Origin of the sequence: Aeribacillus sp. FSL M8-0235 (assembly GCF_038000355.1) — a bacterium.
GTDB lineage: Bacteria > Bacillota > Bacilli > Bacillales > Aeribacillaceae > Aeribacillus > Aeribacillus composti.
The window spans coordinates 3,665,556-3,678,984 of the sequence record NZ_JBBOBW010000001.1; the positions used below are offsets into that span (position 1 = coordinate 3,665,556).

12 protein-coding genes and 1 pseudogene are annotated in these 13,429 nt (G+C 39.8%); 2 read left to right on the forward strand and 11 right to left on the reverse strand.

The features are described from left to right. Positions 1-34: 34 nt before the first annotated feature. Positions 35-292 carry a hypothetical protein gene (locus NSQ71_RS17810; RefSeq protein ID WP_261308803.1) on the reverse strand — a complete coding sequence of 86 codons (258 nt, stop codon included), beginning with the start codon at positions 290-292 and terminating at the stop codon, positions 35-37. An 84-nt stretch (positions 293-376) separates the two neighbouring features. Continuing rightward, positions 377-826 (reverse strand): alpha/beta fold hydrolase, encoded by a 450-nt coding sequence (locus NSQ71_RS17815; RefSeq protein ID WP_117016880.1) that lies wholly within the window; start codon positions 824-826, stop codon positions 377-379. 544 nt (positions 827-1,370) lie between these two features. Between NSQ71_RS17815 and NSQ71_RS17820 the strand changes: the two genes are divergently transcribed. Both NSQ71_RS17820 and NSQ71_RS17825 read left to right on the forward strand, forming a co-directional pair. Next, entirely contained in the window at positions 1,371-1,898 is a 528-nt protein-coding gene (locus tag NSQ71_RS17820; RefSeq protein WP_063389090.1) for a YceI family protein, read from the forward strand. Between the two features lie 188 nt (positions 1,899-2,086). Next, positions 2,087-3,199, forward strand: coding sequence for a cobalamin-independent methionine synthase II family protein (locus NSQ71_RS17825; protein WP_340734348.1), 1,113 nt, complete (start codon positions 2,087-2,089; stop codon positions 3,197-3,199). A gap of 599 nt (positions 3,200-3,798) precedes the next feature. Here NSQ71_RS17825 and NSQ71_RS17830 read toward each other — a convergent pair. From NSQ71_RS17830 to NSQ71_RS17870, 9 genes and pseudogenes are all read right to left on the reverse strand, one after another. Next, positions 3,799-4,491, reverse strand: a complete 693-nt coding sequence (locus NSQ71_RS17830; protein ID WP_066251407.1) for an ABC transporter ATP-binding protein — start codon at positions 4,489-4,491, stop codon at positions 3,799-3,801. Further along, positions 4,484-5,257: an ABC transporter ATP-binding protein gene (locus NSQ71_RS17835; RefSeq protein WP_117016884.1), complete on the reverse strand. Its 774-nt coding sequence runs from the start codon at positions 5,255-5,257 to the stop codon at positions 4,484-4,486. Before NSQ71_RS17835 ends, NSQ71_RS17830 begins: the two co-directional genes overlap by 8 nt. A 10-nt stretch (positions 5,258-5,267) precedes the next feature. Next, on the reverse strand, positions 5,268-6,266 hold the full coding sequence (locus NSQ71_RS17840) for a branched-chain amino acid ABC transporter permease (protein WP_327856166.1): 999 nt from the start codon (positions 6,264-6,266) through the stop codon (positions 5,268-5,270). Then, a complete protein-coding gene (locus tag NSQ71_RS17845) occupies positions 6,263-7,135 on the reverse strand; it encodes a branched-chain amino acid ABC transporter permease (RefSeq protein ID WP_327873546.1) in 873 nt (290 codons plus the stop codon). Before NSQ71_RS17845 ends, NSQ71_RS17840 begins: the two co-directional genes overlap by 4 nt. A 21-nt stretch (positions 7,136-7,156) precedes the next feature. Then, positions 7,157-8,365: an ABC transporter substrate-binding protein gene (locus tag NSQ71_RS17850; RefSeq protein WP_063389097.1), complete on the reverse strand. Its 1,209-nt coding sequence runs from the start codon at positions 8,363-8,365 to the stop codon at positions 7,157-7,159. A gap of 500 nt (positions 8,366-8,865) precedes the next feature. After that, positions 8,866-9,354 (reverse strand): annotated as a pseudogene (locus tag NSQ71_RS17855) (sugar phosphate isomerase/epimerase family protein); the annotation flags it as partial. Between the two features lie 681 nt (positions 9,355-10,035). After that, on the reverse strand, positions 10,036-10,617 hold the full coding sequence (locus tag NSQ71_RS17860; protein WP_222422786.1) for a class D sortase: 582 nt from the start codon (positions 10,615-10,617) through the stop codon (positions 10,036-10,038). A gap of 390 nt (positions 10,618-11,007) precedes the next feature. Continuing rightward, a complete protein-coding gene (locus NSQ71_RS17865; protein WP_340734349.1) occupies positions 11,008-12,375 on the reverse strand; it encodes a 2-oxo acid dehydrogenase subunit E2 in 1,368 nt (455 codons plus the stop codon). A gap of 29 nt (positions 12,376-12,404) precedes the next feature. Further along, the gene (locus NSQ71_RS17870) at positions 12,405-13,424 is read right to left on the reverse strand and encodes an alpha-ketoacid dehydrogenase subunit beta (protein ID WP_066251433.1); all 1,020 of its coding nucleotides are present in this window, start codon (positions 13,422-13,424) and stop codon (positions 12,405-12,407) included. Positions 13,425-13,429 lie beyond the last annotated feature (5 nt).

Genomic DNA, 13,429 nt, shown 5'->3' on the forward strand with positions numbered 1-13,429 from the left:
AACCCCCAAGGAGGTCCTTTATCTAGCTGCTTCCTCAATGAACACCACCTGCAAATGTTTTCGTGAAATCATTTACGTGTGCACTCATTTCTTTATAACGAGTCCAATGAAGATAATGATTTCCTTCTAAAGTAACTATTTTACTTGAAAAACTGCGGCTTAATTTCGTTTGATAAAAAGTTACATTGGATTTCCCATCTTCGTTCACTCGATCTTCTTTCGAAGTAAAAATCAAGACAAAGGATACAACAAGAAGCAAATGAAATAAAAAATATATTGAGCAAACAGTCAATTTAACTTTCCCGCCTGATATGCCTGGTCATTGTCAAATTCTCTTCGGAATAAGTACCTTTTTCAGCTACTAGGAAGGAAATCATCAGGAATGATATATAATGCCAATCGTGCAATTCCAGTTGGTGAAAACATACTTCATATATTCGGACATTGTTGGAGCTGACTCGCCGAAATACTCTAAAACCTGCGGCAAGGTGAAATCAATCCCTATAACTGCTTTCACTTCATCTGGGTATGCATTAGCATAATACATGCTGTATATGCCAGAAATAGAGTGCGGCATCAATATGTATGGACCTTCTATATTTGATTTTTTTAGAGTGGTTCTAATTTCCTCCACTATATTTTCCACTGTTCGTTCCTTATTCGTTACGTTGCTCCAACCATATCCAAAGCTCTCTACTACGACCACTTTATGATTCTTTGCCAATTCATTTACTAAGGGTTCGAAATCTAACACGGGAGCTGCTGTGCCTAAACCGCTTAATAACACAATCGTGTTTTCTCCATCACCTTTTGTATAAACGTGCATATTCTTTCCATCTACTTCAACTAATTGTCCTAATGGTGGATATTTTGCTTATACACTGTCATGATGTGATGGAAAACGCCTCAAATCAGAGCCGCTGTAATCATAAACAAAAAAATATTTTTTGGAATTATCCAAAATCAAGATTTCTTTTTACTGTTCATTCTTTCACTTCTCTCTATAAAACATTCTATTGATCGGCTATGCCAACGCCATTCGAACCATCTCTCCCGCCCTGATTCCTTTGCAATAGGCCAATTGCTTGCAGAGGTTAAACAAAAATAAAAAACGCGAATTTTCTAAAGGGTGCTTTTCGTCAATAAGGAAGCAGAGCCTTTTTCTTAATAATGACGAAATGTTTGCTCTTTTCGTTTCAAAAAAATCCCCTCTAAGTATATGGGCCTTGTCCACTGTCTACTTAAAGAAGATCTTATCAAAATTGGTTCTTTTTTCTTTTACCTTGTCAAAAAATATTTATATAAAAATATTTGAATTCGAGATATTTTTCGGTTATGATAGTATCAAAACAAAAGGAGGAAAATAAAAAATGGCAAATTTTCAATTAGATAAGGTGCACAGCTCTATTTCTTTCCAAGTAAAACACTTAATGGTTTCCAAAGCAAAGGGAGAATTCACACAATTTGATGTAGAAGTTGACGGTGATGTCGATCAGCTCGAATCTGCAAAAGTAAAAGTAACAGTTCAAGCTTCTTCTATTGACACAAAAAATGAAGACAGAGACAACCATCTTCGTTCCGGGGATTTTTTTGATGTCGAAAACTATCCGGTCATCACGTTTGTCAGCGAATCTATTAAAAAGGTTTCCGACGATGACTATGAAGTAACAGGAAAATTGACAATTAGAAATGTTACTAGAACCGAAACGTTCAAAGTAGAATTCAACGGTCAATCGAAAAACCCGTTGGACGGAAGCATTGTCGCAGGATTTGATGTAGAAGGAAAAATCAATCGCGAAGACTATGGTTTAACATGGAACGCTGCTCTTGAAACAGGAGGATTCCTCATCGGCAAAGATGTAAAATTATTCGGCAGCTTCGAATTTGTCATTAGCTAATCTTTCTCAGGCAAGTGATTTGCCCTTGGCCGCACATGGCGGCTGAGGGCTTTTATTTTATGAAAATTTATCAAAAAATGGCATTCATACCTCTCTAATGAAAAATCCCCTTGCTTATAAAGTTTACTTTTCTTTTATTTTTTGTTATTATTCATAATATTTCAACCGGAGAAGGAGGAAAACAGCATATGTCCCATCAATCATTGCAACGCCACTTGCCGCCTTACCGAGCAGATCATGTAGGCAGTCTGTTAAGAACAGACCGAATTAAACAAGCCCGATTGAAAAAAGCAAATGGGGAAATAACAGCTGAGCAATTAAGAGAGGTGGAAAACGAAGAAATCACACGCATCGTCGAAAAACAAAAGGAAATTGGCCTCAAAGCGGTGACAGACGGCGAATTCCGAAGAGCTTGGTGGCACTTTGACTTCCTTGAAAATTTAGTAGGTGTGGAAGGATACGACACAGAGACCGGAATCCAATTCCATCAAAAACAAACAAAATCTCATTCTATTAAAGTTGTTGACAAACTAGATTTCAACGGCCATCCGATGCTTGAAGATTTCAAGTTTCTAAACAGCATCGCTTCCGGCCATACAGCCAAAATGACTATCCCGAGCCCGAGCATGCTTCATTTCAGAGGGACGATTGAAAAAAGCGCTTATGAAGATCAAGACGAGTTTTTCCACGATTTAGCCCAAACATATAAAAAAGCAATTCAAGCATTTTACGATGCTGGATGCCGTTATTTGCAGCTGGATGATACATCATGGGCATATCTTTGTTCAGAAGAGCAAAAGGAGCAAATGCGGGCCCGCGGCTTAAATCCGGATACGTTAGGACAATTGTATGCGAAAACAATTAATGAAGCTGTTGCCAATCGTTCTGATGATATGAGAATTACGATGCACATATGCCGAGGCAATTTTCGTTCCACTTGGATTTCATCCGGCGGCTATGAGCCAGTGGCGGAAATATTGTTTGAAGGCGTAAATGTGGACGGCTTCTTTTTGGAATACGACAGCGAAAGAGCCGGCGGCTTTGAACCCCTTCGCTTCGTAAACCGGTCAAATTTATCCATCGTTCTCGGCTTGATCACGTCAAAATTTGGAGAATTAGAAAATAAGGATGAAATTAAACGGCGCATTGATGAAGCATCCCGATTTGTTGATCTCAATCAGCTTTGCTTAAGCCCTCAGTGCGGTTTTGCATCAACTGAGGAAGGAAACCTGCTCACAGAGGACGAGCAATGGGCAAAACTTCGCCATGTCGTAGAAATTGCCGAAGAGGTTTGGAAATAATCGTTTACTAAAGAAATACTTACATAAATGTGTAATGTTAAGAGCCTGTCGAACGTGAATTTCGTGCAATGAACTATCGATTAAGCGAGGCTTGCGGACAGAATGTGGCGGAATTTCGATAAAGGGCAGCAGCTTGCTTTACCTATATTGATTGGTTTCATCGTTCATTCCGAAGCAATTGCAGCATGTAAGAGTTCCAAATTGAACCTTTTTCTGCTTTGCGAAAGCTCTATTCGGGTTATGCATCAAGAATCAATATTTCTAGAAATGATACCCGTAAATTGCAGCAGCTCTGTTTTTCTTTTGGAAAATTTGATTGCGAATCGCCGACAATTTATTTTTGCAAAATAAGGTGCTGCCCGCTCATCAGTTTATTTAGGAAAATCACCGTAATGACCTGTTTCTTCCGTTCTATTATTCTGGAAAATATGTAAAAAAGGGGGGCTAATAAGTCGATTTTACGGCTTATTAGCCCCCATTAATGTTTTAGAAACGTTGATATATCGGTGTTTATGATTTTTTGTTTTCAATGGCGTTTTGACTTTCTAAGAGCCCCTTTTTCTTTTTGACAGCATCATCATCAGATGTTTCTGAACAATTTACGAACTTAACAGCAAATATTTATGCTTTACAGCAGAGCTTAATTCGTCGGGAGAGCCTTCAAACACGATCGAGCCTTTGTTTAAAATATATATGCGGTCTGCAAGCTCAAGCGCCATCGATAAATTTTGTTCAACTAAAAGCATTGTAAGACCTTGCTTCTTTAATTCACGAATAATCCGTTTCACTTCCTGAACCATCAATGGGGACAATCCTTCTGACGGCTCGTCAAGCAGCAGTAATTTAGGATTCGTTAACAAAGCGCGTCCAATTGAGAGCATTTGCTGCTCTCCCCCGCTCAAAGCCCCTCCCATCGATGCTTCTCTTTCTTTCAGCCTTGGAAACGTGTCATAAATTTGTTCTAATGTCCAGCCATTTTCGGCAGGCCTATAAGTGGTCATTAAATTCTCCTTTACAGTCAAATTCGGAAATATTCTTCTCCCTTGTGGAACAAGAGCAACGCCTAATTTCGAAACCTGGAAGCTCGTCTTTGATTGAATTTCCTGTTCTTCAAACACAATTTTTCCTTTTTTTGATTGAATGATTCCCATGATAGAATGAATCGTTGTTGTTTTCCCCATTCCGTTTCTTCCCAGCAGGACGGTTACCTTGCCTTGTTCAACCGTTAACGAAACATTATGGAGGACGTGGCTGTCGCCGTAAAATGTATTTAAATCTGAAACTTTAAGCATGTGCTGCCGCTTCCTCCTTTCCAATATATATTTCGTTCACCCTCCTGTCGTTTCTCACTTCATTTGGATCGCCGTCAATGAGAATTCCTCCGTCATATAAAACGACCATTCTATCCGCCAGTCCAAATACGACCTCCAAATCATGCTCAATAATTAAAACGGTCAAGTCCTTCGGCAAATTGTGCAGCAAATCGACAATATAATCCGTTTCCGCCTGCGACATGCCGGCAGTCGGCTCATCTAATAATAAAACTTGCGGATTGATCGCAATGCCAAGCAAAATTTCGATTTGCCGCTGTTCGCCGTATGACAGCTTTTTCACTATTTCATTTGCACGCTTTTCCAATCCCCAAGTTTTGATCAATTGGTTTGCTTCCTCGAAAAGCTTCGGGTATTTTTTTTCGTTTCTCTTTTTAAACCACACGTTTTGCAAATGATGTTTCCGCTGTAAAACTAATAATAAATTGTCAAGCACCGTCAGTTCGTTCAACAAATTGTTTCGTTGAAAGGTGCGGACGATTCCGGCGTTTGTCCGTTTAAAGTTGGCAACATTCGTTATATTTTCTCCTTTATAATAAATGGACCCGCTGCTCGGCTTCAGGTCGCCGGTTAAAATGTTGAAAAAGGTCGTTTTCCCGGCTCCATTCGGACCGATAATGCCTATCCGCTCACCTTTTTTCACTTCCAATGAAACATCCTTAAGAATTTCAAGACCGCCAAAATGCATGCCGACGCGATCAATCTTCAAGATTACAGGATTCTCCATGCCCCATCCCTCAATTCTTCACATCATTGTTATACAACGCATTGGATTTTTTTCCGGAAATAGCTGACAGCTTGTTGGATTTTGAAAATGACTGAAAGAGCAATTTTCCAAGCCCGACAATTCCTTTTGGGAAAAATACGACAAACAAGATAAAGATAATCCCGATAATCATCATCCACATGGTCGTATAAGAGCTGACAATCGTTTCTAAAATGACGATAAATGCTGCTCCCAAAACGGGCCCGATCATTGTTCCGGAACCGCCGATAAGAACCATAATTAAAACAGAGCCAGACATCGTCCAATATACATCGCTAGGCGAAATGAAGCTGTTAAAGCTTGTATATAACGATCCTGCTACTCCGCCGAGCCCGCCGGCTAAAACAAATGCGGCAAGCTTATATAGTGTTGTATGATAGCCCATCGATTTCAATCTTGTTTCGTTTTCGCGAATCCCTATTAATACTTGCCCAAAAGGGGAGTGTACGATGAGGCTTAAACCGCCATAGATCAATATAAACAAAAGCAATATCAAATAATAAAAGTAAACCGGGTTTGAAAAATCAAGTGATCCAATTAAAGGGCTTGGAATGCCTGATAATCCGTTTGAACCGCCCGTGATAGTCGTTGACTGGTGGACAAATGAATAAATCATTTGCGAAAAAGCCAATGTTAACATAAGAAAATAAAAGCCGCTCACCTTTACGCAAAAAATTCCGATGATGGCGGATGCAATGATTGCAGCCGCAAGCGAGGCGAAAAGAGTAAGGAAAAAGTTTGGAGATATCTCCCTTGCAAGAATGGCGGACATATAAGCCCCGACTCCAAAAAACGCCGCGTGGCCAAGCGAAACCAGCCCGGTATATCCGACCAAAATATTTAAACTAAGAGCGAAAATAGCTAAAATTAAAATTTCAGTTACCAAATTTAAATAAAACAAAGAAAAGATAAAGGGGGAAAAGATGAGCAACATAACTGCGGCAATAAGAACGAAACCTTTTTTGTTCAATGCTTAACCACCTGCCTTCCGAGCAATCCGTTCGGTTTGACGATTAAGACGACCGCCATTAATCCGAAAACGACGAACAAGCTTAACTCAGGAACTAAAAATCGGCAAAAAGTCTCAACAATCCCAATCGTTAAGCTGGCCACAAACGTTCCAGCGATCGACCCTAAGCCCCCTATAACGAGAACAACTAATGCCAAAATAAGCGTTTGGAATTCCATGCTTGGATAAAGCCCGAGGATCGGCGCAGCAATGACTCCGCCAAAACCTGCTAAATATCCCCCTATGAAAAACACGACGGTAAAAACTAGTTGAATATTTACACCTAAAGCACATATCATCTCTTTATCGCTCAGTCCAGCGCGAATGATCGCCCCCCAGCGCGTTTTTTCTTGAATGAACCACAACAGCCCCGCTAAAATTAAACCTATTGCAATTACAGCTAAACGATAGACGGGAAAGGCTTGATTAAATAAGGTTACCGTACCTGATAAACTTTGAGGCAAAGGGATCGATAAAACATCCGATCCCCATATCGCCGCTGTCATATCATGAATGACATACGCAAGCCCAAATGTTAACAATACTTGTGACAGGTGCCCTAGCTGATAAGTCGGCCGCAATAAGATCATTTCAATAATGAGAGAGCAAACAGCTACTGCTAAAGGTGCAATGATTAAGGCAAGCCCAAAATTTTGTCCAGAATGGACGGTAATCGAATATGAGACATAAGCTCCTATCATATACAACGATCCATGCGCCAAGTTCAATACTCCTAAAATGCCAAAGACGAGCGACAATCCGCATGTAATGACGAAGAGCAAAAGCCCGTATGAAATGCTGTTTACTAGCTGCGCCCCGATAATATCCATGATTATCACCTCTTTTTTTATCTATTTTCCTGGATCTCTCACCTCTTCAATAATTTCGATCACTTCGTTTTCCGTCTGTCCATTCACAAGCTTGGTTTCAATGATATACATGTTTTGAATAACGTGGTGGGTCTCCTTGTCAAACTTAATCGGGCCTCTCGGGCTTATGAATTCAACATTAGAAATCGCTTCTACCACTTTATCTGGATCTGAGGCGTCGCCGTCAAGCGTTGTCAGCGCTTCTGCGATAATTTTGGCAGCATCATAGCCTTCCAATGCTTCAATGGTCGGGCGTTCATTATATTTCTTTTCAAAAGCCTCTTTAAACTGTCTATTTTCTTCTGTTTTTATACTATAATCCCAGAAAATAGAGGAAATTGTTCCAACTCCTGCGTTTCCTTGTGATTTCCGCACGTCCTCTGAAACAAGCCAGCCGGAACCAATTAATTTCTTATCTTCTTTTAACCCGAATTGATCGTATTGCTGAACAAATCTCACCGCATCACTTCCTGCGAAAAATGCATATACTGCTTCAGCCTTTGCATTTTTAATCGTGGTCAAATAAGAGGAATAATCATTGTTTCCGAGAGGCGGGTAAACTTCACCGACAATTTTTCCTCCTGCGGCAGTATAAGCTTCTTTAAACGCTTCAGATACTTCCCGTCCAAACGCATAATCTGCTGCTGCAATGTACATTGTCTTTCCTACGTTATGAAACGCCCATTCTCCTAATGAATTGCCAATCTGCCACGAGGAAAAAGAAGAACGCCAAATATAGTCACTTCGTTTGCTTCTCGTTAAATCATTTCCTCCCGCATGCGAAACAAGGAACGGAATTTTTTTCTTATCCACTTCATCGCGAATGGCATAGGCTACCGCCGTGCTTACCGTTCCTGTTAAAATGTCCACTTTATCTTGATCAATCAATTTTCTCGCTTTCCTTAATGCTACTTGCGGATCAGCTTCACTGTCTTCTTTAATAATTTCGATTTTTTTGGAGCCAATTTTCCAATCAATGCTGTCAAAATACAGCTCCATACCTTTGTGCAAATGCTTTCCAAGTGAAGCATAAACCCCCGAATCTGGAAGCAGCACACCAATTTTTATTGTTCCTCCGCTTTTGCTCCCGCCTTCTTCTTTTTTCGATGTTGACTGAATCGCGCTGTTGCCACAAGCCGATAAAACGGCTAAGAAAACAACTAGCATAATCAAAAATAACTTCTTTTTCATCAAAATCCCCCCCGTACTCGTCAAGTAAAACGCTTTCAAAATTCGCCTCCCCCTTTTTTTAAAACGCTTTCATTTTCCTGGGTATCTTTTCTCCTCCCTTTTCCTCCGGAACTAATATTTCAAATATTATAATATATCTGAATTTTTAAAATTTCAATATTTTTTATTCATTTCGTCAAAAAAACATATAGTTAATGAAATCTATGATCGTCGCAGAAAACGCTGGAAATTCTTGTTTTTCTCATCATTCAATCTTCATTTTTTCTTTAATAACGAAAATTTTATTATTTATTTTTTTTACACTCGTCATACAAACAAATGGCTTAATGAATAAATTTTATTCGTAATTGTTTAAGAAAGACAGATGATTATCCTAAGCTTTTATTTGCAGAGGACTTTCCGCAAAAAAATAAGCATTAAAAGTGATGCCCATCGTAACCCAAATAAAAAAACCTAGGGACTCTCAAAATTCCCTAGGGATTGCCTTTACAATGTGACTGTTATGCCCACCACATTTCAGCAACTTCTTCTTTAAAAAGAATTTGCTTTAATAAGCTTACTGCCTTTCCTAATCCTTCATCAATGGATGCCAGCATATCCTCATGTTCAATTGAAAGAACATAATCATATCCGGCAGCACGCAAGGCACTTACAATATCCTTCCACACTTTTTCACCTTGGCCATAGCCAACCGACCGAAATGTCCATGATCGGTCCAAAATTTTACTGTAATGCTTTGTATCTAAAACGCCATTCACTTGTATATTTGCTTGATCCAAATAAGTATCTTTAGCGTGTACATGAAATATGGCATTTTCACGTCCTAATTTTTTTATTGCTTCAACAGGATCAATGCCTTGCCAAATGAGATGGCTTGGATCAAAATTCGCTCCAATACTTGGCCCTACATTTTCTCTTAACTTTAATAAAGTTTCAGGATTGTAAACAATAAAACCTGGGTGCATTTCAAAAGCAATTTTATAAAATCCCGTTTGAACGTACAGCTCCCCCGCCGACAACTAGATGATTATAAAGCAATACTTTTTCTACTTTTTTAAAAATTAATTGTTTGTAAAACTTTATTAGCGTTAAAAAGGAAAAAAGGTTTTTAGAATAAAAAACAAATTGTTATATATTCCGAGGCGGCATTTTAAATGATTGACAAAGTCAATTCTTCAAACTACGCAACACATTGTATCCGATGGCAAATATCCAATCACAGCAATAACTGAACCATTGGGTGCCAATAGAAAAAACCGGGCTTCTGGTCATAACAGGTAATCCAATATTATTTATCCAGACAGTTTAGCAGACTCTTTTATTCAGCAAAATGCAGATGTAAAGTGTAAAATATACTGCCAATTGCAAGAGACATCCAGCATACATGCACGTGTACAGTAATGAAATATTGAAAAACAAAACTCGAACAACTCTCCGATCAAAAATTAGAATTTTTTATTTATGAATGCCCAATGGATCTTACTGTGAAATAATTTGAAATCGACATCGCCTTAATCTGCAATTAAAGCCCCAAATTTATCATTCAATTACCGCTCATTTAACTTCATTCAAATGCTAAATGAACAGTTACCGATAGACGGCTGAATGACTTTATTAAAACAGAAAAGAGCCCTTGATGCTTTATAGCAAGGGCTCGTTTTTCCACTGAATTATGCCGGTACCGCATAAATAATATATCGCTGTGGCGCATTTCCAATATAACCGAACGGATAGCATGTTGTTAACGTTAAAACTTCGTTTGGAGCAGTAGATCGGATCACTGTTCGATCATCGGCATCAACAATCTCTGTTTCTTGAATCAAATATGTGAAACGACCATACTCCATTTCAACAATGAGTTCATCTCCAATTTTTAAATCGCCAACATTGCGAAAAACTGTATCCCGATGTCCTGATAAAACGATTTGGTCGTTTTGCCCAGAAAAAGCAGTGCCTCTGTAATGACCGACGCCTTTCTCCAATTCGTCTTCATCCGTCCCCTCAACGATCGGCAATTGTGCTTTAAGTTTCGGGATGTGCAAAATGCCAATCACCTCGTCCATTTTCGGTTGAAAGTCGCTTGGTACAACTTCGCTTCTCTCCTTTTTCTTTAGACCTTCTGCACCAACAAGCTGATGGGCTTCCTTCAATGCCTCATTTTGTGCGCTGTGCATTGACCATAACTTCCATCCGCCATATGCGACACAAAACAAACCACAGCTAATAAACAAAATGGGCAGCCAATTTTTCACATGCATCCTCTTCCTTTAATTGAGACTGTTGTTAATTATTTTACCATAAAAAGTCGAGAAGACATCCGCTTCATTTTGCGGAGAAAACCAAAAAATAAAATAATCGGACCCCAGCTACTGTTCTTAGGGAAACCTGTTAAAGCAGCCCATAAAAATGCTAGGCGTCGGTCTGTTTTCAATTGATCTGAAATAAGTAAAAAAAGTAAGAACGTCTCAAGGGCAGAATTTAAAATTGTTGTGAAGGACAAAGGGCTTGTCTATAAGACTTTTTCGGCTTATAGACGGCCCCCTTTAAAATTTTAAAAACGTTGATATTTGATGTTTTTTGTTTTCAATGGAGATTTGACTGTCTGAACAGCCCCAATTTGTCTATATTTCTTCAAACCCACATTAATTGACAAAAATGAAATTTGGCTCGTTCAAATATTTTTTTAGCTCGTTCAATGCTTTTTGTGCCAACACTCCGTCCATAATCCGGTGATCATAACTGAGCGATAACGCCATCATGGATGCAATTTCAATCGAATCATCGACCACAACAGTTTTTTTCTCGATTCGGCCGATGCCAAGAATACACGATTGCGGATGGTTGATAATCGGTGTAAACCATGCGCCGCCAGCTGATCCGATATTCGATATCGTACATGTAGAGCCTGTCATTTCATCCGCTTGAATGGAACCATCTCTTGCCTTTAGGGTAAGCTCGTGAATTTCTTTAGCAATTTGAAATAATGTTTTTTGGTCTGCATGCCGTATGACCGGCACGACAAGACCGCGGTCTGTATCAGCAGCAAAACCGATATGGTATTGTTTCTTCAAAATGATTTCTTCACGTTCTTCATGAAAGGAAGCGTTTAATTGCGGATACTTTTTCAAAACGATCGTCAACGCTTTCACAACATAAGCTAAATAGGTGAGTTTGATTGCTTCCTCTTCCGCAAACGATTTTATGCTTTGTCGATGCTGAACAAGCTTAGTAACATTCGCTTCATCAAAATGTGTTACATGCGGAATCGTCTTTTTCGAATGAACCATTGAACGTGCAATGAATTTGCGAATGTTTGAAAGCGGAATATATTCATCTTGTTCAGAATTAATCTTTGTTTCTTCCTTCTGATGTTTTTGCTGACTTTCCATCTCAAGCTGCTGATTTTCGCGCCTTTTGATCACGGCCTCAATATCTTCTTTTAATATTTTGCCGTTTGGGCCCGATGGAATTACCTCTTCAAGATTCACTTGATGTTCTCTTGCAAATTTGCGCACGGATGGAGCGGCCACTATGAATGAAGAATTTGTTTGCTTCTCTTTTTCCCGCTTCTTGTACTCGTTGCGAATATCTTCTTCCGTTACTTTCCCGTTTAAACCAGTCGGCTCCACAAGCCGCCAATCCACCCCTAGCTCTTTCGCTAATTTCTTCACTCGCGGCGTCGCCCTTTTCTCGACCTTTTGCTCCGTTGCTATTTGTTCTTCCGATCTTTCATTCGTTTCTTCTTGTTTTATGTCTGGCTGCCCGTCGCGTTCAGCTGTTTCAATTGTTGCAAGCACTTCGCCGACAGATGCTGTATCTCCTCTTTTTTTACGGATTTCCTTCACGATTCCGCTTGCAGGTGCATGCAGCTCCGATACCGCCTTTTCCGTTTGAACTTCAACAAGTATGTCATTTTGCTCCACCTCATCCCCTTCAGACACATGCCAAAATGCAATTAAGCTCTCATTATATTCTTCCGACAATTGCGGCAATTTAATTTCAATAATCATGTTGGCCTCCTGTGAAAGAAATGGTAGATTTATTCATTAACGAGTTTTATAGCTTCTTGATAAATTTTTTCTGCATTCGGTAAAACAAACTGTTCAAGCGGGCGGCTGAAAGGAATCGGCACATCTGGTACAGCCAATCGTTTGACCGGAGCTTCTAAGTCATACAAGCCTTCCTCTGCAGCTATGGCAGCAATCTCCGCCGTCATGCCGTATGATAAATAATCTTCATCTACTACAAGTAATCGATGAGTCTTTTTAATGGATTGCAGGATTGTTTCACGATCTAACGGGACAAGTGAACGCAAATCGATGACTTCTGCTTCAATTCCTTCTTGCTCCAGCTTTTTGGCAGCCTCCAGCGCATGATGAGTCGTCATTTGAATCCCTACAATTGTTATATCTTTCCCTTCCCTAACAACGTTTGCTTTTCCTAACGGCACCGTGTAGGCTTCTTCCGGAACATGACCGACTGATGCGTCTAATTGATCCATCCATCCTAAGCCTTGCAATGTTTTATGGAACATAAAGACTACTGGATTATCATCCCGAATGGCTGAAATCATCATCCCTTTTAAATCATATGGAGTGGATGGAGCCACCACTTTCATTCCCGGCAAATGCGCAAACGTTGCATACAAAGTTTGAGAGTGCTGAGCAGCATCACTGTACCCTCCGCCAACAGCGGTCATCAGTACGATCGGCAGCTTCACTCGACCGCCCGACATATAAGGGATTTTTGCCATATGGTTATAAATTTGATCCATGCAAACGCCAAAGAAATCGACAAACATCAATTCAACGATCGGCCGCATTCCTTCGGCTGCTGCGCCAATGGCCGCTCCAATAAATGCAGTTTCAGATATCGGGGTATCAATCACTCGATCTGATCCAAATTGTTGAAATAATCCTTCTGTCGATCCGAAGATTCCCCCGTAAACTCCGACATCCTCCCCCATGACAAACACGTTTGGATCCCGCTCCATCTCCAATTTAATCGCTTCCGCCATGGCTTTATTTCCCGTTAATAAGCGCGTTTTTGTTCCTTGCACAGCTT

Excerpts from the sequence above, each read along its gene's own strand:
- NSQ71_RS17815 (WP_117016880.1), bottom strand. The coding sequence starts at position 826 with ATGCACGTTTATACAAAAGGTGATGGAGAAAACACGATTGTGTTATTA.
- NSQ71_RS17820 (WP_063389090.1), top strand. The coding sequence starts at position 1,371 with ATGGCAAATTTTCAATTAGATAAGGTGCACAGCTCTATTTCTTTCCAA.
- NSQ71_RS17825 (WP_340734348.1), top strand. The coding sequence starts at position 2,087 with ATGTCCCATCAATCATTGCAACGCCACTTGCCGCCTTACCGAGCAGAT.
- NSQ71_RS17830 (WP_066251407.1), bottom strand. The coding sequence starts at position 4,491 with ATGCTTAAAGTTTCAGATTTAAATACATTTTACGGCGACAGCCACGTC.
- NSQ71_RS17835 (WP_117016884.1), bottom strand. The coding sequence starts at position 5,257 with ATGGAGAATCCTGTAATCTTGAAGATTGATCGCGTCGGCATGCATTTT.
- NSQ71_RS17845 (WP_327873546.1), bottom strand. The coding sequence starts at position 7,135 with ATGGATATTATCGGGGCGCAGCTAGTAAACAGCATTTCATACGGGCTT.
- NSQ71_RS17850 (WP_063389097.1), bottom strand. The coding sequence starts at position 8,365 with ATGAAAAAGAAGTTATTTTTGATTATGCTAGTTGTTTTCTTAGCCGTT.
- NSQ71_RS17865 (WP_340734349.1), bottom strand. The coding sequence starts at position 12,375 with ATGATTATTGAAATTAAATTGCCGCAATTGTCGGAAGAATATAATGAG.